The following is a 22,894-nucleotide window of genomic DNA, read 5'->3' as shown; positions in this document are numbered from 1 at the left end:
GCCGGATACTTGGAAACTTGTAAGTCCGGTTTCTAGGGGGGAAGGGAGCAGTAATGCTCCTGCCCTACCCGACTAATTCTCCGACCTCAAGATGATGCTGAACAAATACTTGAACGAATTAGCCAATTTTTAGCAGAACGCGGATTAAAGGTAAGTGAAAAGAAGACCAGAATAACCGCTACGACAGATGGGTTTGATTTCCTCGGCTGGCGCTTTAAAGTGCAAAGCAACGGGAAGTTTAGATGCGTCCCCTCAGTGGACAACTTCAAAGCCTTTCGTCAGAAAGTAAAACACATCGTCAACAACAGTAACTATGGTGCGAAGGTAAAAGCTGAGAAATTAGCTCCCATCGTTAGAGGGTGGAGGAATTACCATCGCTTCTGCAAGATGGACGGGTCTAGAAACTCGTTATATCACATCGAAACAAGAGCGTTTAAGGTGTTCAATAAGGAAAAAAAGCTGAATCGCTACACTAGCAAAACATTGTTAGATAAAGCCTTCCCAACAGTTTTCCACTCCGAAAATAAACATATCAACGTTAAAGGGAATAAATCACCCTATGACGGCGATTTGACCTATTGGAGCGAACGTAATAGTAAGCTCTATGATGGTAATACCTCTAAAGTCCTAAAACGACAAAACCATTCATGTGCCAGATGCGGATTAAAGACTACATCTCAGGAGCGGGTACACCTGCACCATAAAGATGGAAATCACCAAAACTGGAAAAACAACAATCTGGAAGCTCTACATGAGTCATGCCATGATTACGCCCACATGAGCAAAGGCACTGCCTGATTGAATCGGGAGCCGGATGCGATGAAAGTCGCACGTCCGGATCTAACAGGGAGGGGCGCTGGATAATACCAGCCCTCGACTCTAACACGCCACTAGGAAAAACGCTGATTTTTCTTGCTTATGATTCGTGTTTATACTCAATTAGAACAAGGAACGCAGTGGTTGCAACGCTATCGAGGAATTAAACCTGTATTTGCGTGTGTTTTGGGCTTTACAGACACGGGTTTAATTCCGGGAATTTCGGCGGCGGGTGCAACTTCTCGCGATCGCCAGTATACTTGCCTTGCAGACGCAGAGTTTTTGTACAACGGTGTAACGTCGCATCCTCAGTACCCTTTACCCCCTCTCCATGCTGGCGCTTCCCCAGTGCTAATTTCTCGTGCGGTGGTAGAAGCTTTATCTATTCCCCTTTATTTATTTAATGCCGGATTACCCCAGCCGCCTGTTGTCCCCACGATAGATTTGGGCGGTACTTCTGCAAAGTGTTTGAGTCAAGGTTGCGCTTTAGAACTAAAAACTGTGCAACACCTCCTAGAGCAAGGTTTGATTTGGGGTGAAAAGTTAGCAAAAATTACTCCACAGGGCTATGTAATTATTGGTGAATGTGTTGTTGGGGGAACAACTACCGCCCTTGCTGTTTTAACAGGGTTAGGAATTGCAGCAGCAGGAAAAGTTAATAGTAGTCACCCAGTTTGCAACCATGCTCAAAAATGGGAAATAGTACAAGCCGGACTAAAACAGGCAAAATTGTTAGGGAAAGATATTTTTAGCGATCCATTACAATTAGTTGCAGCTATAGGCGATCCTATGCAAATTGTAGTTGCAGGGATGGCAATTTCTGCCAGTCGCTCCGGCGGAGTTTTACTCGCTGGCGGGACGCAAATGTTGGCGGTTTATGCGTTGATTAAAGCTATTGTCAAAGCTTTCGATTTAGCTTGGCAACCGACGCAAGTTGTCGTGGGGACAACCCGTTGGGTAGCGGAAGATCCGACGGGTAATACCGTTAAACTAGCGACAGAAGTAGCTAATGTACCGCTAATTGCTACCCAACTAAGTTTTGCTCTTTCTAAGTACGAACAACTCCAAGCTTACGAAAGAGGCTTTGTAAAAGAGGGTATGGGCGCGGGTGGTGCTTGTATTGCTGCTAATTTAACTCAATCGTGGCAGCAAGTAGAAATGCTCCAAGCCATTGAAAGCTTGGTAGGTAAGTATTTGGCTAGTTAGGTACAAATATTTCTGGCGTTGCTGAAAATATGATGATTTTTCTCGTATCTACTCTCCTATCTCCCTCATTCATACCGCATTGGGAATTGTTCATTAAAATTACTACCAATTACCAATTACCAATTACCAATTACCCATTACCAATTCAGCAACGCCATATTTTTTAGTGGATTCTTTGAGCAAGTATTTGTTCTTCTAAAGCAGCAATTCGGTTGTAAGCGGCGGTTAGTTGGGCTGTCAGCCTGCGGATTTGAATTTCTGGTGTTAATTCTTTTTCTCCAGACTTGTGCGCGTCTTTGGAGCTATTATCGGCAAGAACATCTTTATGTTCTATTGCTGGCTGATGATTGCTGTAACCTAAACTTGGGTAGCGCCCAGTATTTTCTGTAGCTAAAATGTTGCCATTTCCATCTTGCATTGGTGTTAAACGGCACTCTGACAAAGCATCGGTAACTTGACCATTTAGTTGATCTACGACTTGATATAAGGCATCTACTTTTTGAGTTAAAGTTGTGAACTGTTTTTGTAATGGCTCCATTTTTTAACCTTACTGCCAGTAGCGATTTATTTTATTATCCTAAATAATCACTTGAGTAAGCATAGCTTGCTTACAAAACTTTTCTTTATCATAAACCTTTTATTTTTGTCAATACCTCAATTTGCTAAATATTAAAAACTAAGTACAAAAAGTAATGTTTTGTATTTGAAGCTTAAAACTAATTTTAAGTTTTGGTCATAAAAATACTTTAGCTGAAGGCTATCGCAACGCTTTAGAAGAAAGCGATCGTACTTCTCCCGCATTCATATGTATTACTACTTAGGCTGTTACATTTTGTGTAACCGTTAACTAATCTATTTTTTTACCAGCCATACTAGCAGCAATTACATTGTTTCATTGATAAAAACCGTGTTTTTTGAAGATATCCGCGATTATCAAATATTGTTCTTAGCTAGTTTCCTATTTTTAGGTATTAGTACAAAAGATTGGACGTTAAAGCCAGAACTAATTATAGTTTTGCTACTAACTTGCTTAACTACTCAATGGGCTAATGAAGAAATAAAAGCTTATTTGTCTACACAAAAATTTACTTTATCTAATCCTTTAAAACTACATTCACTGCGTAGTGCAGTAATTACTGGTTTAGGCTTAAGTTTGTTGCTACGTGCGGACAGTTACCTAACAATGGTTTTGGCGGGGTTTTTAGCAATCTCTAGCAAATTTATTTTTAATTTTAACGAGAAACATTTTTTTAATCCGGCTAATTTTGGGATTATTTCAGCTTTAACTCTAACTCCAGATGCTTGGGTTTCACCAGGACAATGGGGGGATGATTGGTGGTATGCACTATTATTTTTTGGTACGGGTGGGATTGTTTTAAAACAAGTAGGGAGATGGGATACAAGCGTTGTTTTTTTAAGTGCTTACGCGGGGTTAGAAGCGGTTAGAAATATTTGGCTAGGTTGGACTTTAGATGTATTTTTACACCGACTTATGAGCGGTTCATTGTTGTTGTTTGCTCTATTTATGCTGACTGATCCGCGCTCGATTCCTAGCGCTAAAAGTGGTCGCTATGTTTGGGTTATTTGTATTGCTGTATTAACGTTTGTTTTGCGAAATCAATTCTTTGTTTCTACGGCTATATTTTGGGCATTATTCGCCCTTGCACCCTTAACAGTTATTTTAGATTTTATTTGGACTGCACCAAAATTTACTTGGCTGCAAGCAAATGATAATTCATTACTCATTGTAAAAAATCCTCTGCAATTCTTCTGGAGATTTTGATGTTTAAACGATTATCGAAGTTACTAATAATAGTTTTTATAGCTGTTATTTGTTTTGTCCCTAGTGCGTGGGCTTTTTGCGGATTTTATGTTTCTAAAGCCGATGCAAAGCTTTACAACAAAGCTTCTCAAGTAGTAATTGCGAGGGATGGAAAACGGACAGTTTTAACTATGGCAAATGACTACCAAGGCGATGTCAAAGATTTTGCTTTAGTTGTCCCTGTACCCGTAGTTTTAAAAGCCGATCAAGTCCGTGTAGGTGAAAGTAAAATTATTGAACGATTAGATGCTTTTAGCGCACCTAGATTAGTAGAATACTTTGATGAAGATCCCTGTGAAACTAACTATTTTAATGATTCTCTCAGAAGCGCACAAGCACCAGCGCCAACAGCGCAAGAGTCAGTAAGTAGGAGGAGAAGCGATCGCTCTTTAGGAGTTACTATAGAAGCTAAGTTTACTGTAGGAGAATACGATATTGTCGTTCTTAACGCCAAAGAATCTAATGGTTTAGTGACTTGGTTAAATATTAACGGCTACAAAATTCCTAAAGGTGCAAAACAACTATTGCAACCTTACATTCGTCAGAAAATGAAGTTTTTTGTTGCTAAGGTAAACTTAGCCGAGTTTGATAAATCTGGTTACGAGTTTCTTAGACCTTTAACAATGGCTTTTGAGTCGCCAAAATTTATATTGCCAATTCGTTTAGGCATGATAAATTCAACAAACGAGCAAGATTTACTTGTCTATATTCTGTCGCCAAAAGGACAAGCAGAACTGACAAATTACCGGACAGTAAATATTCCTTCTGATGCGGATGTTCCTTTGTTTGTAAAAGATGAATTTGGCAGTTTTTACAAGTCAATGTTTCAAAACTCTTACACCAAAGAGAATAAAAAAGTAGCCTTTCTTGAATATGCTTGGAATATGGGAAGTTGCGACCCTTGTTCGGCGGAACCTTTAAACCCAGAAGAATTACGCAAAGCTGGCGTTTTTTGGTTAGATTCGTCGGTCAATAGTAATGTATTTCTTACTCGGTTGCACGTCCGTTATAGCCGTGATAAATTTCCTGAAGATTTGATGTTTCAAGAAACAGCTAACAATCAATTCTTTCAAGGTAGATATGTATTGCATCATCCTTTTAATGGCGAAGCTAAATGCGATGCTGGAAAACAGTATCAAAGGTCTTTACCGCGCAGGTTTGAACAAGAATCGCAAACTCTAGCTAAACTTACTGGGTGGAAGATTCAAGATATTCGTAGAAGAAATAATGTTCCGGTAAGCTCATCTATTCCTTGGTGGCGTAGGTTCTGGTTTTAGTCTATTTTTAAATAAAAAAGGCTAAGTATTTAGCCTTTTTTATTATCAATTTTTTACTTTATGCTGAATTAGTTTAGAATGATTGAATCCTTACTAATATCTTGTATATAGTCTGTTTGTGCATTCATAAATACAGTCAGTTTAGGCTTGTCGTTGTAAATTGTATTTGCTAAAAAACTATCGCAAGATAAATATTTTTTATAGTATTCAATAACATTCTTTTGGAGTTGTTCGATTTGGGGCTTCTCCATATTCATAACAAGTTTAATTGCCTCTATTAAATCTTCTTTATTAGTAAATTTGATGCAATTCTCTAAATGGTTCAGTGAAGGAAAAAACCAATTAGGATAGTTAATTACTGGGATAGTTCCTACAGACATCGACTCAATAGCATTGTGGCATAGTGGCATACTCACTCCTGGTGGGCAAAGAAAAAAGTCGCTCTTAGCCAAAACCTCTAACCATTTTGTCTGTGGAACTTTAAAACTTATTTTATTTGTTTCTAAGATAATAGCTTTTTGTTGATAGTCATCGTTAAGTATTACCTCCATATGTTGCCAATCTTTTATAGCTAGTATTTCATCCCTTAAGTAAGAGTTTACTGTATTGATTGCTGTTGCTCGTGTCATAATTTTGAACTTTTCAAAAACACTTTTCGAGTCGGTATTTGCATAGCAATCATGAGTTACATTTCCTACAAAAAGTAGTCGGACTCTTCTATACATATTTTGCAAGCTTTTGATATTTGAATATTGTTCTGTAGAGTAAGTGGAAGGATGCATTGTATAAGGCATAAAGACCCAATCATCATGGGAAGGAATAGGTAAAGCAATATTCAGTTCAAGATGGATTGATTTTTTCCACGTTTTTGATGTCCATTTATGAATGTCTTGATCGTAGATAAATATTTTTCTTTCAGTATTTTCCGGCAGCTTTTTTGCTAAAACCAAGTTGTCAAGATTGTATATTTTTGTACCATAAATTCCCATTTTATAGTAATCCTTAAAAGTGATTTTTTTGACGAGAGCAACCTTGCCTTCTGCAAATGTCAAAAATCTTAGTAGTAGATATAAATATCTTCCATAATCTTCATAATAAATACCTTTTTCTTGTAAGTAGATGTATATTTCTATATCATTACTCTGTTGACTTCTGGCTTTAATGTCAATACTGGCACGAATATATTGGATCCATGAAATAATAACTTTTCGTAATTTTTCAATTATGGACATTTTACTATTTTTGTAATTTGTTCGATTGTGTTGAAAGCTTTATTGTCAGCACATACTCAAAAAATAGTATCTTTTATTTACTACGTTTGAGGAAGTTAATTAAAATTTTACACAATTGATTTGCAAGTGTTTATCTCGATAGTTGTGTGTAATAGCTAAACTAAAATTACTTAGTATTTTTTGATAAACTTAACAAAATATAACACATACTTGGGTAAGGTCAAGTACAGTTAATAACAAGTTTCGGCAAACTAACTAACTTACTAGAATTTTAAGGAAAAGAACACCTAAAAATCACCAAAAAATAGTCAAACAATAAAACTAGCTAATTGATAAGTTAATTAAAGCTAAACGCATAGGAATAAGGGGAAGTAAGTATGGCTACACAGGACGAGTCTGTCTCATCTGCCAAGGAGCGATCGCTAATTCTGTGGTTTAATCAAGTAGGCATTAGTGATATTGGCTTAGTAGGTGGAAAAAATGCTTCTCTAGGCGAGATGATCCAGCAATTAGTCTCTAAGGGAGTAAAAGTTCCTAATGGTTTTGCAACTACAGCTTATGCTTTTCGCTACTTTATTGAGAAAGCTGGATTAAAAGCACAATTAAGCAGCTTGTTTGCTGACTTGGATGTAGATGATGTAAATAAGTTGCAGCAAACAGGAAAACAAGCAAGAGCGTTAATTATGCACACTGCATTTCCTGTAGAACTAACAGATGCGATCGCTAAAGCTTACTTGCAATTATGTCAAAAGTATGGTATTGATACCGATGTTGCAGTCCGTTCTAGCGCTACGGCGGAAGATTTACCTGATGCTAGTTTTGCTGGACAACAGGAAACTTATCTCAACGTTCATAGTACCCCAGGAGTTTTAGCAGCTTGTCATCGTTGCTTTGCTTCTTTATTTACTGATCGCGCAATTTCCTATCGCCATCATAGAGGCTTTGACCACTTAGATGTAGCCCTTTCTGTCGGTGTGCAAAAAATGGTACGTTCTGATTTGGCTTGTTCTGGGGTGATGTTTTCTATCGATACCGAAACAGGCTTTAAAAATGCTGTGCTGCTATCTGCGGCTTATGGATTGGGGGAAAATGTCGTTCAAGGTGCGGTAAATCCTGATGAATACAGTGTATTTAAGCCGACTTTAAAGCAAGGATTCCGCCCAATTTTAAAGAAAAGAGTAGGCAGTAAAGAGTTAAAAATGGTTTACGATGACGGCTCTAAGTTTACTAAAAATCTATTGGTAGACGAAGCAAGCCGCGCTCAATATGCCCTAGAAGATGAGGAAATTTTACAACTAGCAAAATGGGCGTGCGTGATTGAAGATCATTACAGCCAAATCCATAACCAATATACCCCAATGGATATGGAATGGGCAAAAGATGGGATAACAGGGGAATTATTTATCGTTCAAGCTAGACCAGAAACCGTACAGTCGCAAAAATCCCAAAATATCTTACGCAGTTATCATTTTACTTCAAAAGATGCGCGATCGCCTTTAATTATTGGTCGCAGTGTGGGAGAAGCAATTGGTCAAGGAGCAGCTAGGATTGTTGTAGATATTAACAAAATCGATCAATTTCGCACTGGAGAAGTGTTAGTTACTCATCGCACCGATCCTGACTGGGAACCAATTATGAAAAAAGCGAGTGCGATCGTGACTAATTCTGGTGGGAAGACTTGTCATGCTGCAATTATTGCTAGAGAAATGGGGATTCCGGCAATTGTGGGAACTAATAACGCTACAGAAGTTCTAAAAAATGGTCAAGAAATAACTATTTCCTGCGCTGAAGGTGAAGAAGGAAGGGTTTATGCGGGATTGTTACCTTTTGAAGTTAGGGAAGTACCTTTAGAAAACTTACCCCGCACTCGGACTAAAATTTTAATGAATGTGGGAAATCCCTCCGAAGCTTTTGGTTTTTCGGCTATCCCTAATGATGGGGTAGGATTAGCGCGGTTAGAATTTATTATTGCTAACTATATCCAAGTGCATCCACTGGCTTTAATTCACTACGACAAGCTAGAAGATGAAACTGTTAAAGCAAAAATTGCCAAGCTTACGCAACTATACGAATATAAACCCCAGTATTTTATCGATAAATTAGCACGGGGAGTAGCAACGATCGCGGCGGCATTTTATCCTAACCCTGTAATCGTGCGGATGAGCGACTTTAAAACCAACGAATACGCTAATTTACTCGGTGGTAGACAATTTGAACCAAAAGAAGAAAATCCGATGCTTGGTTGGCGGGGTGCAAGTCGCTACTATGATGAGCGTTACAGCGAAGCTTATGCGCTAGAGTGTTACGCCTTAAAACGAGTACGCGATGAAATGGGTTTAACAAACGTTATTCCGATGATTCCCTTTTGTCGTACTCCTGATGAAGGTAAGCGCGTAATTGCAGAGATGGCAAAACACGGTTTAGAAAGAGGTGTTAATGGGCTAGAAGTTTATGTCATGTGCGAATTGCCAAGTAATGTAATTATGGCGGAAGAATTTAGCCAAGTATTTGATGGCTTCTCAATTGGTTCTAATGATTTGACGCAACTAACCCTAGGCTTGGATAGAGATTCGGCTTTAGTGGCACATTTATTTGATGAGCGTAATGAAGGAGTAAAGAGAATGGTACAAATGGCGATCGCATCGGCTAAAAAGAATCATCGCAAAATTGGTATTTGCGGTCAAGCACCCAGCGATTACCCAGAGTTTGCTAAATTTTTAGTAGAGCAAGGTATTGACTCTATTAGTCTCAATCCTGATTCGGTACTCAAGACTTTGCTCGTAGTAGCGGACGCAGAAAAGGTATCTTAGTCTGAATACTCTTTGAGCTAAGAAGCCTTGTAATATGTTCTTGTCTAACAAGCGCCCTAACTCAACTCCTTGGTTTTGGATTGGTTTAGTAGGCATATTTTTATTTTCAATAATCCTACGATTTTGGGGATTAGGGCGCTTTAATACCTTTGTCTTTGATGAAGTTTACTATGCCAAGTTTGCCAACAACTACCTAACCAATACCAAGTTTTTCAACGCTCATCCGCCCTTAAGTCAGTATATTATTGCGATGGGGATTTGGATTGGTAGCCATCTTCCCATTGGACAAGATACCGTCAATAATCTTACAGGCTCGGTGCGTTCTACTTGGAGCTATCGTTGGCTTAATGCTTTAACTGGCTCGTTTATTCCTTTAGTTGTCGCTGCGATCGCCTATCAAATTAGTTTACGCCGCAACTACGCTCTAATTGCTGCCTTATTCGCCGCAACCGATGGGTTGTTTTTAGTAGAGTCCCGTTACGCCCTCAATAATGTCTACCTAGTGATTTTTGGGCTGCTAGGGCAGTTGTTTTTGTTATTAGGACTCAAACATCATAGAATCAAACGCAGCCTCTATCTAGCCCTCTCTGGGGTGTGGTTTGGGGCATCGGCGGCGATTAAGTGGAATGGTTTATGGTTTTTGCTGGGAATTTATCTAATTTGGCTAGCTGCTTGGGCGATTAAATGGCTAAATCCGCTCAAAAATACTTACATAGGTCGCCACAATACTACACCGCTACAAAACCTAACTCAGCTTAAGTTAGGACACGTTTTAATTTACTTAGCAATTATCCCCGTTGCCGTTTATAGCCTTGCTTGGATTCCGCACCTGCAACAAAACCCCACTCCCAACTTTTGGGATATGCAGAAACAAATTTTGTCTTATCACGAAAGAATCGGCGACGGAGCAAAAGTGCATCCTTACTGCTCTGATTGGTACACCTGGCTATTAATGCTGCGTCCTGTAGCCTACTTTTATCGCACGGCGGATAACACCACCGTACCCTTAGCTTTTGATACCCCAGCGCCCCCAGCAACCGCCGCAAATGTAATTTATGATGTTCATGCAATGGGCAATCCGTTATTGTGGTGGCTGTCTACTGCGGCTATTTTTTATATGCTGTGGTTAGTGCTGCGATATAGCTTGTCTACGCAAAAATTTAGCTTATTTCCTCAAATTAGTGATCGCCAAATTACTGACAACTGGATTATTTTATATTTAGTCCTCAATTGGCTGGCTAATTTGCTACCTTGGATTCCGGTAACGCGCTGCACGTTCATTTATCACTACATGGGTGCTTCAGTATTTGCGGGAATGGCGATCGCCTTTTTTGTAAATAATTGGTTGCAAAGTTACCGTTCATTCGTCCGAATCCTCGGTTTAACAACTATTTTCTCGATTCTGTTAGCTTTCGTCTTCTGGATGCCCGTTTATTTAGGTTTACCCTTATCTTTAGCCGAATATCGCCTACGTTTGCCTTATTTCAACTACTCGCAATTACCCTTATGGATCAAGCAATTTTTACCTAATTGGATTTAACACCGGATAAATATCGCCCGATAAACAGGTTCACCGCGTAACAAAGTCGTTTGTTCTCTTTCAGTAGCTACAGGTAAAGGATTGGGTGTTAGTAATGGTTCTGGACTTTGCAGTATGAAATCTGGGTGACTTGCAAAGCGATCGCGCATTTCTAACAATAGTCCCTCAATATCTGATTGCAAAAACACCATCCCACCACTAGCTAAATAAGTCGCTAATTCGGCGACTAACTGCGGCTGCAACAGCCTTCTTTTGGCATGACGATTTTTGAACCAAGGATCGGGAAACTGAATCGTAACGCGCTGTAACATTTTCGGGGAAAGAGATTCTAGTAAAGGTGCGAGAGGATTATTGACATTGCAAAATAGATAATGCAGATTAGTTAGGTTTAGTTTGCGAGTAGTTAAAATCGCATCATCTACTAAAACTTCGCGGATTTCTAATCCCAAATAATTCCAACTAGGTTCTAGTTTTGCCATTTCTAGCAAAAACTGCCCCCTCGCGCAACCAATATCTAAATGCAGAGGTTGAGTAGAGTTGAGATAAATTTGCTCCCAATCAAGAGGCAAAATTGGCGTTATGTACTTAATTGCTAACGGATTAACGTGCTGACGAACTCGAACAGGTGACAATATTAACTCCTAACTTTAAGGTTGACGACAAATACCAAATACCGAAGTATAGCCATGTAAAAAAGTGCTACCGCTTACTGGGCCAATTTCACCGCTACAAAAGAAACCACCTAACGGAATATCGCTTAAATAGCGCCCAAATAAACCAGAATCAAAGTTTGGCTTTCCATACAACCCTTCACCCCTTCCCAAACAAGAAAACATTAAAGCACCTGCTGATTTGGGCTGCGATTGGCTAGAATTTTGGTACTTTTGCAGCCACCATTCTAAGTCTTCTGCGGAAGTTTGGGCATCGCGCAGGTGAAATTGAATCCGTTGACCTGGACGAATACGATCGCCAATGGCGATCGCCCCAGCTTGAGGATCTACCCCTAACAAGTTGCGAATCAAAAAATCTCCCTGTCCCAACTCTTGCTTAAATTCATCTCGCGTCACACCAATAAATAAAGCTGTTTGTGCTAAACGTTGGTCTTCTTCATTCAAGCTGTCAATTAGTCTTCGTAATTGTTCTAAAGGCGGCTTTTCGTCTAATTCTAAAATAATATTGCGATCGCTTGAACTAACTTGATAAGGCTTACCAATCGGTCTACATCCTTGCGCCACAATAGTTTCTAAAACAATATTGCCACTTAAAGCTATGCCTACAGTTCCCTCGCGGTAAAAATGGTCGTTGCAAAATAAGCCTGTAACTCCAGAATTTGAGCCACCACTAGCTAAACCGCCTACAGTTACAGATCCCGGATAGGCAAAGTCAAGCCCTTGTAATAAATCGTTAATCTTACTGGAAAAGGGATCGGATAACAAAATAAATTGCGGCGATTGGTCGGGTTCTACACCAATCAAATCTACCCAAGTATGGGGCGGACTATCAAGATCGGGCAATTCCTCCGGCACAAGATGAAAAGACTGAATCTCCACGTCTGGCAAGTATGCTAGGCTCAAGCTCAAAGCTGGTAAATCTTCCAATTCTTGCATTTCTCCCGACTGGGATACCCCGACAATCCCTCCACCACTACAGCCAATTAACACTTTTATATCTGTAAGTTTTTCCTTGAGCAAAGGCAGCAACCGGGGATAATCGCTAGTAAAAGCTGCCGAAATAAACACTATGGCTAAATCGGCGGGAGCTTGCAATATAGTAGTAGCACGCTCTACAACCTCCGCTACGGCTGATTCTAAAGACGCTTGAGTTGATAAGGCATTCGCCCACTGCATTTTGGTCATGAGTTGTACCCAATGGTCATAACACCAAGATACCAAAGTGCGATCGCCCCCTATTGCATTAGTTAGACTTATATTATTGATAAATTTCTCAAAACTACAGTATGTTCGCCTGTAGGATTAGAACTTAGTAACCTCCTTTGAGAGCGGAAAACGAGCAATGGTGCGTGTTAGCCTTTAGAAGCAAGCAAACAACATCTTTGATGCTACCTTGCTATAAGAAACTTTCACCATCAAAGGTTTCTTATAATAGACACAGGAATACATTTGCAAAAAAATTTATGAGCAACATCAATCAAAAAATCGAAGAAGAAAGAGATCAAGCCCGTACTGTCTGTGGTACTGAAGGCGCTACATCAGGAGAATGCGCCGCAGCTTGGGACGTTGTAGAAGAATTGCAAGCAGAAGCAGCCCACAAGCGCCAAGTAAAACCCAAAACTTCTTTAGAGCGATACTGCGATGACAACCCCGGCGCTGATGAATGCCGTCTGTACGAAGAATAACCCTAAAAAGTAGCAGAACCTGCTTAAATTTTTAGCAACGTAGAACACTAAGCTAAGGAGTGTACTTCGTTGCTTTTTTATTATCACGCTAATTTAATTTATGCTTGCTGAAACTTGGCTCCGCTCTCTAATTTGGACAGACTATCGTTTAGGTGTCATATTTACAGTAATTTTGCCGTTAATCTTACTACTATGGGCATTGGCGCAAAAAGCCGAGGTCATAATGCGCTTATTAACTATTTACTGGCGCGTGTCTAGCTTGCTGGCAATTTCTGTTTATTTACTAATCCCCGCCTTTCCTGTGGGTTTTGTTTCGGGAATAATGGCGCGAATTTTAATCCCAATATCTCTATGGTTTTGGGTAGATATCAATGAAGAAATTGCCGATCGTTCGACTGGGGCTTTAACATTGAGTTTTAATGCTTGGCGGTGGGCGGTATCAATTTTTTGTGTAATTGGGGCAGTTTCTACACTCCCTTTTTTACAGTGTGCAATCTCAAAGGAAGCGGTTTCATCTTCTTTTTGTCGTGCCTTTTTAGAGCCACCACTGCTATTTAAAGAGTATTTTCATCCTAATAGCCAAGCAGGATTTTTAGGCTTTCTAGGCACGGTGGGTTTAATATTTTATGTTGGCTGCTTAATCTATTTTGTATTCTTTAAGCTAGGTAAGCAAGGGCGCTCGGCAATTTCGTGAGTAAGATTAGTTAATTTGCTCAGTAAGCTTTTTGTTTATGAATTGGCTGTAGAACCGCATTTTAAGGCAACCTTTACAATTGTAAAAGTTGCTTTACTATTTTTAAGCGTTGTTGAGCGCTTGTTTAAAAGGCGCTCGCCACTAACTTATTTGTATAACCTTGATAGGTCAATTATTGCTGCTAAATCTCTTCAATTTTGGCATTGTCGCCAGGATTACCAATTTGTTTACCCGTGACCAGTGCTTTTGCAAACCCTAATAGACGCACTACCTTACTAGATGGCGAGTCCCAATACTCAGCTTTATCTACACTAACTTTTAGCAGCGCAAGTTGAGGATCGTTTAATCCATCAGGAAACCAAGCTTTAAATAGAGGATTCCATAGTTCTTCTATTTTAGATTTATCGCGGATTAATTGGGCTGTACCTGATACCGAAACATATTTTTGATCTTTTGGTTCAGAATAGCTAACATTAACATGGTGTTCGTGCTGTACTTCGTTAACTTTAGTCGCATCGGCGCTCGTAAAAAACCATAAATCGCCATCAAATTCAAATTCTTGGGTTGCCATTGGGCGGCTGCGTAAAGAGCCATCTTCTTCTACAGTAGTCAGCATGGCAAACCTGATGTCTTTAACCATGTCGTGCAGCTTTTTAATATTGCCAGTGCGATCGCTCATTAATTTTTACTTTGTTATCAACTATCCCTATACAAGTAACATTTGTGGTGACAGAATTATTCTATCTATAGTCACAAGTCTTAGCGAAATTACACCAAAGCGCCGCCACAACTAGAACCACTCCCCGCCGTACAGCCGTAACAATAAGGAGCAGTTTTAATTTCATTAATCAAATCTAAACTTCCCGATTCTAACAACTTAGCAACGGTCAATGTTTCACCATTACGAGTTTTAGCTGGTAAATTTTCCATTTGGTTAAAGTCGCAGTCGTATACATTGCCCAAATAATCAATTGAAAGCTCACTTCTACACATTAAATGTTCAACGGTACTAGCATTAAAGTTTGACTCTAAAAAGTGCAAGTAAGGTCTGTGCAGTTTCTTGTTTTCCAATTGAAATTTAGTTCGCCCAATTGGCAAGTTGGTAATTGTGTATAAATTATTAAAAACTATATTAAAATGCTCTTGTAAGTATGCTTTGTAACTTTGCTCTAACTTAGTTTGCTCTGGAGTTAAGCTAAATTTATCTGAGACTGGTATTGGCGGGTTATATACCAAATCTAAGATTAAATTAGCATCTTTTCCATAACCTAATTGATTGAGACGTTGCAGGGCTGCAATTGAATCGTTATAAACACCTTTACCTCGCATTTTATCGACATTATCCTCTAAATAGCAGGGCAAAGAAGCAACTATTTGAGTTTGATGTTTAGCACAATATTCAGGTATATCTTCAAACCCTGATACAAAATAGATAGTTAAATTAGAGCGAATAATTACCTTTTTCCCGGCTTTTGTAGCGGCTTTTACTAAAGGTTTAAATCCGTAATTCATCTCTGGCGCACCACCAGTAAGATCGACGGTTTGGATTTGGGGAAATGTATTAATAATTTCAATTAGGCGATCGCAAACCTCTGGGCTAAGTTCTTCTGTTCTTTTCGGGCTTGCTTCTACATGACAGTGGGCGCAAGCAAGATTGCAACGTTTACCCAAATTAATTTGTAAGGTAGTTATTTGTTTCTTAACTAGAGGTAAATTTAATTTATCCTTGAAAGATGTTAGGACTGTTTGCACCATAATTATTAACTAAATGAGTCAGAAATATTAGATGTATTCATTCAAACTATTTAATTTTTTTTAGCAGCAACCGCCACCATCGTAGTACCAAGTAGAATTAGTAATAATTACGTCTTTGGAGGCAAGTTTTGCCGCAGTTTTATCGCAGACGGCGGCGGGAATACCACGCTGGAGTATATGCCCAGCATTATCGTCAAAAATTGCTTCTTTTCCGGTGTAAATAGCGGTTTTTCCTGTGAAAATACAAGCCCCATCTTCGGGAATTGGGACTTTGAAAGAGACAGAATCAAGACTTTCTAAAAGTAAATGCTCGTCCAAATTGTAAGTATGACTATCTAAAAGTCGATATGGACGACGCGATCGCACTTCTACTTGTCCGAAGCCTGCATCAACAATTCGTGCTGTATATTCCTCATAAGTAAGCGCCCCCGATAGACACATTGCCCTTAATTGATCGTCTTGCTGGAGGTGAGAAGGAATAGGACGTGTCGCAATAGGATCGCTCATTTGCAAGCGTCCACCGGGTTTCAAGACTCTATACGCCTCTTGCAGGGCAATCGAAAGATCCGCAGGTTCAAAGATATTGAACAAGCAATTTTGGGCAACTACATCTACTGAAGCATCAGCTACAGGTAATTTAAAAGCATCCCCGGCTCTAATTTCAACAAAATTTGCTTCAAACCAGGGGTTTTCTTGAGCGGCGATTTGCAGATTACGGGCGGCGGCTTCGCGCATGGCGGGAACTGGATCTACGGCAATAACTGCCCCCGCACGGCGAGAAAAATAAGCAAATTGCAAGGCTTCTAAGCCGCCACCAACCCCTACATAAAGCACCGTTGGTTGGTTTACAAGTTCGGCAGCGTGGACGGTAGTACCGCAGCCATAATTCATTTCTTGCATCTGGGTGGGAATATTTAACCCTGGTAGCTGCAAAGGGGTACTTTGAACACAACATAGCCCAACTTGAGGAGTCTCGGCTACATCACTATAAAACTGGGCGGCGGTTTCAAGATAAGTCATGGGCGATCGCATTTTTAAATCATTTTAGTATTTTTTTCTATGTAAAGTAATGCCTACAGAGGGATTTAGACATTAATCTCACAATACATAGCCAACACTGTTTAGTAGAAATATTATTTTATCGTCCAGGACAATGGAAGCGTCAAAATACCCCTGAAGAATTGTAATCAGTATTGCTGCTATTTAAGATTTTACTCAAGCCTCGAGTATTATTTGACCGTAGTATAGATGTAAATGCGATCGCAGTTTCTCAAGGATAAAATCTTTTAAGCGTATAAATGGGTTCTGTAAAAAACTTTCAAGTTGACGATCTAACAGTACATATCTACGACCCAACTACTTTAACAAAGGATGCGGCAAAAATAGCCCAAAATTATTTAATAACTCTGCTAACAAAACAAAGTCAAGCGACGATAATTTTAGCGACGGGTAATTCTCAACTTAAGTTTTTAGAAGCGCTAATTGCCTTGGGTGGTGTAGATTGGTCGCGGGTTGTCTTTTTTCATCTTGATGAGTATTTGGGAATTAACCCCCAACATCCAGGGAGTTTTCGTTACTATTTGCACAAAAACGTCGAAAAAAAAGTAAGTTCTGCGGTTTTTCATTACATAGTTGGCGACTGCGACCAACCATTAGGAGAATGCGATCGCTATACTCAATTATTACAAGCGCAACCTATCGATTTATGTTTCCTTGGCATTGGCGAAAACGGACACTTGGCTTTTAATGAACCATCGGTAGCATCTTTTGACGAAATTAGGCAAATAATCTTAGTGAAGTTAGAATCAATTACCCGCCAGCAACAAGTAAGTGCGGGTTATTTTTATACCATTGAAGATGTGCCGCAATATGCTTTTACCTTGACAGTTCCCCAAATTTGTGGTAGCAATAAAATACTTTGCCTAGCGCCAGAAAAGCGGAAAGCTACGGCGGTAAAAAATATGTTGCAACTTCCCATTTCTACAACTTGCCCAGCTTCGATTTTACGCAAGTTTGCTCAAGCAACGTTGTTTTTAGATACAGATTCAGCAAGCGAACTGTAGCAATTTTAACAGTTCAATTTCCTACTTTTTGAGGAAGTCAAAGTACCAAAACCTTAGTAAATTAACCGTTATTAGGTTTCAAGGTTTAGTATGGGTCAGGTTTGGCTGTGGATTGGTGTAATTGGGATGACACTAGGATCGGCTTTTTTTGGAATTGGCGCGCACAATGCCAAAAATGAGCGGTGGAAAATACTATTTACAATTAATTTTTTCATCTGTGCGATCGCGGCGGGTTTATATTTATCAATGGCACTAGGTCAAGGTAGAAGTGTTATTGCAGGTCGTCCTACGGTTTGGGTAAGATATATTACTTGGTTTTTATCTACACCGTTACTAATTATTGACTTGACTTTTTTGGGTAAAACTAGCTTACCTATTACCGCAAGCTTACTAGGCGCTAATGCTTATATGATTGCTACAGGCTTTGTGGCGACTATTTCCGCCGATAGGACGGTAGGGTATATTTGGTATGTTGTTAGCTGCTTCGCTTTCTTGGCTACGGTGTACTTGCTAGTCAATCAATATCGCAAACAAGCAGAGCGAAATTATCCTCAAGCTAAAAAAGTATTTCGTAAATTGTTATCGGTGCATTTAGTGCTATGGACGCTTTACCCGATTGTCTGGCTGCTGGGGAATACAGGATTTAGTGCTATCAATCAAGGTACAGAGACAATGTTTTATACTTTGTTGGATATAACTTCTAAAGTTGGGTTTGGATTTTTATCTTTAAACTCTATGCACACCTTAGAAAAAACTACAGGATCAATACCAAGCTACGAATCGTCAGCCATTTAAGAATCTTCTTCCCAGGTTTGCAATTGCAGATATACCAGTAGTAATGCGATCGCAAGTAATATTGTAGCCGCCGCCGCCGCATAACCAAAATCAAATTGTCCAAAGGCTTCTTGGTAGATATAGTACACAAGCAAGTTAGTAGAGTTTAACGGGCCACCGCCAGTTATTACATACACTTGCTCAAAACTTCTGAGGGTAAAAATTGCTGTAGTAATCGCCGCAAAAACAATTGTCGGGCGCAATCCTGGTAAAGTAATATACCGAAATTGCTGCCACGAGTTAGCGCCATCTAGTTCCGCCGCTTCGTAGCGACTAATTGGAATTGCTTGCAATCCTGCTAAAAACACCACCATATTAAAACCTATTTGTTTCCAAACACTGAGTAAAATTAATACAGGCATTGCCCAAACGGTGCTACTTAGCCAAGGAATCGGGGTTAATCCAAATATATTTAATAGTCCATTTACAGCGCCTTCGGTTTGAAATAGCCACCGAAAACCCAAGCCAGCAGCAACAAGAGACGTAATAGAAGGCAAAAAATAGGCGCTGCGTAATATTCCTCTTAAGCTAATAGAGCGATTTAATAGTACGGCTAATCCCAAAGGAATTACTAAGCTAGGAATTACCGTTGCAAAGGTGAAATAAGTAGTATTAACTAAAACTTGCCAAAAATCTGGAGTAACTAGCAAACGCCAATAGTTTCTTAAACCTATCCATTTGACACCAGAAGATGTAAAGCTACCCGCCGTAAAGCTGATGTAAAACAAATAAGCAATCGGATAGAGGAGAAATACGCCCAAAAATAGGAGTGCTGGAGTTAAGAATATCCAGGCGGCGACTTCCTCATTATCCCACCACGCCCTACTATATAGTTTTGCCATTTACAAATTTTTTCCTGTATGACGCTGTTTTCAGTCGATGATACTGCTAGTTTAATTTCTCCAAGTATTTCTTCGGTTTCAAACAAGGAAACACCTTTAAAACTAGGGGTTTTAGCCTCCGGTAGTGGAAGTAATTTTGAAGCTGTAGCAGAAGCTATCAAAAATGGGCAACTAAACGCTCAAATTAAAGTGTTAATTTACAACAATCCCAGTGCAAAAGTTATAGAACGTGCATATAAGTGGAATGTACCAGCAGTTTTATTAAATCACCGTGATTTTGGTAGCCGGGAAGAATTAGACTTACAAATCATTCAGTGTTTGCAGCGTTACGATGTCGATTGGGTAATTATGGCTGGTTGGATGCGAATAGTTACATCAGTTTTAATTAATGCTTTTCCCGAAAAAATTATTAATATTCACCCCAGTTTATTACCTAGTTTTAAAGGAGTCAAAGCCGTAGAACAAGCCCTAGAAGCAGGAGTTAAGATAACTGGCTGTACGGTACATTTAGTAAGTCCAGAAGTAGATAGCGGAACTATTTTATGTCAAGCTGCCGTGCCGATATTATCCAACGATACCGCCGCAACTTTACACGATCGCATCCAAATTCAAGAACACCGCATATTACCACAGGCGATCGCCCTGGCGGCTAATTCAAACTTAAAATAAGAAAAGAATTGAGAATTATCTAATGGTAAAATCTGACTCCAAGCTCAACTTACCAAGTAGCGACCAATTGCCGTGTTCAGACGACGCGCCAGTGGATAACGAAAATCAAAATTTTATTCCCAATTTTCTCTTGTTTTTATTAGAGTTTATCTGGGCAGAGCGTACTGATTGGTTTTTCGCTGTTGATATGGGAGTTTATCACACCACGGGCATTAATCATTTAGTCCCTGTAGTCCCTGATGGTTTTTTGAGTTTGGGAACCAGTCGCCGCAAGCCGGGGAATGTATCGCGCAAAAGCTATGTAATGTGGGAAGAAGATTACATTCAACCCATTTTTGTTTTAGAAACGGTATCGCAAACCCCAGGGGGAGAATATAACTCCAAAATGGCAACTTATGCCAAATTAGGAGTTTTATATTATGTAATCTATAATCCCGAATACTGGAAGCGTCACAAACACCAACCTTTTGAAGTGTATAAGTTAGTAGACGAGCAATATCAGTTGCAAACGGGCGAACCTTTTTGGATGGCGGAAATTGATTTAGGAATTGGACGCGCTACAAGTTGGAGTGGTGGTTTAGAGCGTGAGGTTTTGTATTGGTATAATCAGCAGGGAAATAGATATTTTACCCCCGAAGAATTAGCAAACCAAGAACGTTTAAAAGCCGACCAAGAACGTTTAAGAGCAGAAAATGCCGAAAAACAGTTAGAAACTCTCCTTGCTAGGTTAAGAGCAAGTGGTATAGATACGGATGCTCTTTGAAATATTTTAGGCAAATAATCACGCGATCGCCAGCAAGTCCCATTAACACTACTAAATCTACTCCTGCCACCTATAAAAGTTGACGTAGTATTTGCTATAGCAAATGATATACTTAAGCAACCAAGGGAGGCTCGGTTATGAGTTTGACTATTGAAGAAAAGAAAACTCAGTTACACGGCAGTATTAACCAACTGCCTAGAGAATCAATCGATCTACTGTTGCCTTTAGTCTCAGAATTTAATCATAGTAGGAAAGAAGTCAAGCAAATTTTTCTAGTTCGTGCGATCAGAGCCTTACTAACGCTAACAGACGAGGTTTCTTTAGAAGAAGCAACGGCTGCGCCTACGGATTACGATCTATTATTGGCACTGTTGCAACTGCCGGAAGCTATGCAAGTTCTTCCGTCTAGAGATCCTTTAGCTGAGGCGAAAATCCGAGGATTAATAGCAAAACGGCAGCTACTTCAAGCCGAAGGTGGGATTGTATCTTCTGAGGAAGCAGCACAGATTTTAGGAATTAAACGCCAAGCTGTAGATAAGCGACGGTTAAACGGCAAACTTATCGGATTACTTGCGGGACGTGCGTATGTTTATCCAGCCTGGCAATTTGGTACAGGAGAAACTCTACGCGGTTTAGAAAAAGTGTTGCAGCATCTCCAAGTTCGCGATCCTTGGATGCAAACAGCTTGGATGATTAACGGTAATATTAGGTTGAGTGGGCTATCACCTTTAGAATTGCTACGTGAGGGTAATTTAGAAGTAGTTATGAATGCAGCAAAAATTTATGGAGAGCAGGGAGCCGCTTGACAGTAGAATCAGGTTCTCCAGGTCTTCATCCAGAGCCACCCACCGACTTACAGGCGCAGAATTTACCTATTATCCAAATAGAAAAATCTTGGTTTCGCATTCATCAGATCCGCCACAGTCCTTTGTATTTTGGCGACTCTGGTGCAAACCGCTTTGACGCTCCAGCGCAAGAATATGGGGTAATGTACATCGCTGCTGACCCCCAGGGCTGCTTTATTGAAACCTTTGGTAGCCAAACAGGTATTCAGGTAATATCCTATCGAGAATTGTCTCTGCGTAGTATTAGCCAGCTTATTTGTACTCGCCCTTTGCAATTAGTAGATTTAAGTGGCTCTGGCGTAGTCCACCTAAGCGCTGATGCTCGTCTAACTGTTGCAGAGCATAAAGTAGCTCAACGTTGGGCATTAGCATTGTGGAATCACCCATCTCAAGTAGATGGAATTTATTATCGCGCCCGGCACGATCTTTCTCAGCTTTGTGCAGCTATTTTTGACCGAGCAAAACCAGTATTTACGATTGGTAATAAGCAAATCTGTACAAATAGAAGCTTTCAAAAAACCTTGGCTACAATTTTAGAAACCTACAAGTTTGGGCTTATTGATTAAAGTATACTCAGCTAATTTACTATTAAATCTTTTGTTAGGCAGAAATAACAGGTTCTAACCCCGAAATTAAAAGATTCTGAGCGGGTTGTTGAGTTTGAATCGTTGCGTGTAATTGGATAAATTATTGAAAAATTGGTTGTCCTAGAAAAAAAGCAATCCCATCGACGATTAGGACAATGCCTAGCCCAATCAATAGAAATCGCAATATTTTGTGTCCCCATTTCCGGATCGATTGATTAATAGCAGAAATCAAATTTACACTGTGATCGCCTAGATAAAGGTAAATTCCAACTAAAGCAACTAGAGGCAAAATAAAGATAGTGTTGTAGATTCCTAGAATGCTCACTATTGTTAATAAATCAAACTGCGTTGTACTAATCCGCTCAATCGCCGCTAAGTAAGGCAACGCCGTCGGGAAGTCCCAAAGCGTCGCCGCACCTCCAACTAGAAAAGCTTGAAAAGTCGTTAGCTGAGAAAGAGGCTTAATTTTTTGGGAATCAGAGGCAGTATCTTTAAGATTCCAACCAAACAAAAATAAGACTACGCCAATAATTAGTTGAACTATGTATAGCGCTAAATTTGGCAGTTGAAAAGTGATATTTAATTGACTTACTCCTATTACTACGGCAAGTCCCGCCGCCCAGTAAGTAATAAATACTCCAGCAATAAATGCCACAGAGCGAGGAACTGGCTTAGGGGTACTAAGTAGATAAATTTGGAATACTGTAGTAGTGGGGTTGAGGCTGTCTAAGGCAGCGAGCGCCACAAGATAAGCAAGTAAAGATGGCATTTAATTACACTGAT

At 39.7% G+C, this 22,894-nt stretch carries 22 protein-coding genes and 1 pseudogene; 14 read left to right on the top strand and 9 right to left on the bottom strand.

Going from position 1 to position 22,894, the window contains the following annotated elements; genetic code table 11:
- Nucleotides 1-72 precede the first annotated feature (72 nt).
- A pseudogene (locus C7B70_RS18785) lies at nucleotides 73-798 on the top strand (group II intron reverse transcriptase); the annotation flags it as partial.
- 120 nt (nucleotides 799-918) lie between these two features.
- Complete coding sequence (gene cobT / locus C7B70_RS18780; protein ID WP_106370538.1) at nucleotides 919-2,022, top strand: nicotinate mononucleotide-dependent phosphoribosyltransferase CobT; 1,104 nt, start codon at nucleotides 919-921, stop codon at nucleotides 2,020-2,022.
- Nucleotides 2,023-2,185: 163 nt separating this feature from the next.
- On the opposite strand, the gene C7B70_RS18775 is transcribed toward cobT, so the two are convergent.
- Nucleotides 2,186-2,560 (bottom strand): hypothetical protein, encoded by a 375-nt coding sequence (locus C7B70_RS18775; RefSeq protein ID WP_106370537.1) that lies wholly within the window; start codon nucleotides 2,558-2,560, stop codon nucleotides 2,186-2,188.
- A 369-nt stretch (nucleotides 2,561-2,929) separates the two neighbouring features.
- On the opposite strand from C7B70_RS18775, the gene C7B70_RS18770 reads away from it, so the two are divergent.
- Both C7B70_RS18770 and C7B70_RS18765 read left to right on the top strand, forming a co-directional pair.
- Nucleotides 2,930-3,805 (top strand): RnfABCDGE type electron transport complex subunit D, encoded by an 876-nt coding sequence (locus tag C7B70_RS18770; protein WP_106370536.1) that lies wholly within the window; start codon nucleotides 2,930-2,932, stop codon nucleotides 3,803-3,805.
- Nucleotides 3,805-5,121 carry a DUF2330 domain-containing protein gene (locus C7B70_RS18765; protein WP_106370535.1) on the top strand — a complete coding sequence of 439 codons (1,317 nt, stop codon included), beginning with the start codon at nucleotides 3,805-3,807 and terminating at the stop codon, nucleotides 5,119-5,121. The genes C7B70_RS18770 and C7B70_RS18765 overlap by 1 nt, the downstream gene beginning before the upstream one ends.
- A gap of 68 nt (nucleotides 5,122-5,189) precedes the next feature.
- Here C7B70_RS18765 and C7B70_RS18760 read toward each other — a convergent pair whose 3' ends face one another.
- Nucleotides 5,190-6,353: a hypothetical protein gene (locus C7B70_RS18760; protein WP_106370534.1), complete on the bottom strand. Its 1,164-nt coding sequence runs from the start codon at nucleotides 6,351-6,353 to the stop codon at nucleotides 5,190-5,192.
- A gap of 377 nt (nucleotides 6,354-6,730) precedes the next feature.
- Here C7B70_RS18760 and ppsA point away from each other — a divergent pair, with 377 nt between their 5' ends.
- Both ppsA and C7B70_RS18750 read left to right on the top strand, forming a co-directional pair.
- A complete protein-coding gene (gene ppsA / locus C7B70_RS18755) occupies nucleotides 6,731-9,163 on the top strand; it encodes a phosphoenolpyruvate synthase (protein ID WP_106370533.1) in 2,433 nt (810 codons plus the stop codon).
- A gap of 34 nt (nucleotides 9,164-9,197) precedes the next feature.
- Complete coding sequence (locus C7B70_RS18750; RefSeq protein ID WP_106370532.1) at nucleotides 9,198-10,703, top strand: dolichyl-phosphate-mannose--protein mannosyltransferase; 1,506 nt, start codon at nucleotides 9,198-9,200, stop codon at nucleotides 10,701-10,703.
- Here C7B70_RS18750 and trmB read toward each other — a convergent pair.
- Both trmB and C7B70_RS18740 read right to left on the bottom strand, forming a co-directional pair.
- Nucleotides 10,700-11,335, bottom strand: a complete 636-nt coding sequence (gene trmB, locus C7B70_RS18745; RefSeq protein ID WP_106370531.1) for a tRNA (guanosine(46)-N7)-methyltransferase TrmB — start codon at nucleotides 11,333-11,335, stop codon at nucleotides 10,700-10,702. The two genes, C7B70_RS18750 and trmB, sit on opposite strands and share 4 nt — an antisense overlap.
- 15 nt (nucleotides 11,336-11,350) lie before the next feature.
- The gene (locus C7B70_RS18740) at nucleotides 11,351-12,550 is read right to left on the bottom strand and encodes an FIST N-terminal domain-containing protein (RefSeq protein ID WP_199192356.1); all 1,200 of its coding nucleotides are present in this window, start codon (nucleotides 12,548-12,550) and stop codon (nucleotides 11,351-11,353) included.
- A 287-nt stretch (nucleotides 12,551-12,837) separates the two neighbouring features.
- Here C7B70_RS18740 and C7B70_RS18735 point away from each other — a divergent pair, with 287 nt between their 5' ends.
- The gene (locus C7B70_RS18735; RefSeq protein ID WP_106370529.1) at nucleotides 12,838-13,059 is read left to right on the top strand and encodes a Calvin cycle protein CP12; all 222 of its coding nucleotides are present in this window, start codon (nucleotides 12,838-12,840) and stop codon (nucleotides 13,057-13,059) included.
- A gap of 100 nt (nucleotides 13,060-13,159) precedes the next feature.
- The gene (locus C7B70_RS18730; protein WP_106370528.1) at nucleotides 13,160-13,753 is read left to right on the top strand and encodes a DUF3177 family protein; all 594 of its coding nucleotides are present in this window, start codon (nucleotides 13,160-13,162) and stop codon (nucleotides 13,751-13,753) included.
- A 181-nt stretch (nucleotides 13,754-13,934) separates the two neighbouring features.
- On the opposite strand, the gene C7B70_RS18725 is transcribed toward C7B70_RS18730, so the two are convergent.
- From C7B70_RS18725 to arsM, 3 genes are all read right to left on the bottom strand, one after another.
- Nucleotides 13,935-14,432, bottom strand: a complete 498-nt coding sequence (locus C7B70_RS18725) for a pyridoxamine 5'-phosphate oxidase family protein (protein ID WP_106370527.1) — start codon at nucleotides 14,430-14,432, stop codon at nucleotides 13,935-13,937.
- An 89-nt stretch (nucleotides 14,433-14,521) separates the two neighbouring features.
- Nucleotides 14,522-15,508 (bottom strand): arsenosugar biosynthesis radical SAM (seleno)protein ArsS, encoded by a 987-nt coding sequence (gene arsS / locus C7B70_RS18720; RefSeq protein WP_106370526.1) that lies wholly within the window; start codon nucleotides 15,506-15,508, stop codon nucleotides 14,522-14,524.
- Nucleotides 15,509-15,568: 60 nt separating this feature from the next.
- The gene (gene arsM, locus C7B70_RS18715; RefSeq protein ID WP_106370525.1) at nucleotides 15,569-16,528 is read right to left on the bottom strand and encodes an arsenosugar biosynthesis arsenite methyltransferase ArsM; all 960 of its coding nucleotides are present in this window, start codon (nucleotides 16,526-16,528) and stop codon (nucleotides 15,569-15,571) included.
- A gap of 278 nt (nucleotides 16,529-16,806) precedes the next feature.
- Between arsM and C7B70_RS18710 the strand changes: the two genes are divergently transcribed.
- Both C7B70_RS18710 and C7B70_RS18705 read left to right on the top strand, forming a co-directional pair.
- Entirely contained in the window at nucleotides 16,807-17,571 is a 765-nt protein-coding gene (locus tag C7B70_RS18710) for a glucosamine-6-phosphate deaminase (RefSeq protein WP_106370524.1), read from the top strand.
- A gap of 90 nt (nucleotides 17,572-17,661) precedes the next feature.
- Entirely contained in the window at nucleotides 17,662-18,366 is a 705-nt protein-coding gene (locus C7B70_RS18705) for a bacteriorhodopsin (RefSeq protein ID WP_106370523.1), read from the top strand.
- Here the strand turns inward: C7B70_RS18705 and C7B70_RS18700 are convergent.
- Complete coding sequence (locus tag C7B70_RS18700; protein ID WP_106370522.1) at nucleotides 18,363-19,247, bottom strand: carbohydrate ABC transporter permease; 885 nt, start codon at nucleotides 19,245-19,247, stop codon at nucleotides 18,363-18,365. The two genes, C7B70_RS18705 and C7B70_RS18700, sit on opposite strands and share 4 nt — an antisense overlap.
- An 18-nt stretch (nucleotides 19,248-19,265) precedes the next feature.
- Between C7B70_RS18700 and purN the strand changes: the two genes are divergently transcribed.
- The 4 genes from purN to C7B70_RS18680 all read left to right on the top strand — a co-directional run bounded on the left by purN (nucleotide 19,266) and on the right by C7B70_RS18680 (nucleotide 22,090).
- Complete coding sequence (purN, locus tag C7B70_RS18695) at nucleotides 19,266-19,916, top strand: phosphoribosylglycinamide formyltransferase (RefSeq protein WP_106370521.1); 651 nt, start codon at nucleotides 19,266-19,268, stop codon at nucleotides 19,914-19,916.
- 22 nt (nucleotides 19,917-19,938) lie between these two features.
- The gene (locus tag C7B70_RS18690; protein ID WP_106370520.1) at nucleotides 19,939-20,679 is read left to right on the top strand and encodes a Uma2 family endonuclease; all 741 of its coding nucleotides are present in this window, start codon (nucleotides 19,939-19,941) and stop codon (nucleotides 20,677-20,679) included.
- Nucleotides 20,680-20,816: 137 nt separating this feature from the next.
- Entirely contained in the window at nucleotides 20,817-21,485 is a 669-nt protein-coding gene (locus tag C7B70_RS18685) for a hypothetical protein (RefSeq protein ID WP_106370519.1), read from the top strand.
- The gene (locus tag C7B70_RS18680; protein ID WP_106370518.1) at nucleotides 21,482-22,090 is read left to right on the top strand and encodes an RES family NAD+ phosphorylase; all 609 of its coding nucleotides are present in this window, start codon (nucleotides 21,482-21,484) and stop codon (nucleotides 22,088-22,090) included. The genes C7B70_RS18685 and C7B70_RS18680 overlap by 4 nt, the downstream gene beginning before the upstream one ends.
- Before the next feature lie 121 nt (nucleotides 22,091-22,211).
- Here the strand turns inward: C7B70_RS18680 and C7B70_RS18675 are convergent, their stop codons facing one another.
- Nucleotides 22,212-22,880, bottom strand: coding sequence for a GAP family protein (locus C7B70_RS18675; RefSeq protein WP_106370517.1), 669 nt, complete (start codon nucleotides 22,878-22,880; stop codon nucleotides 22,212-22,214).
- Nucleotides 22,881-22,894: the final 14 nt, after the last annotated feature.

It is taken from the genome of Chlorogloea sp. CCALA 695 (assembly GCF_003003885.1).
Classification (GTDB): Bacteria; Cyanobacteriota; Cyanobacteriia; order Cyanobacteriales; family Chroococcidiopsidaceae; genus Aliterella.
Note: the sequence above shows the minus strand (reverse complement) of the source record. Positions and strands in the feature narration are given on the sequence as shown.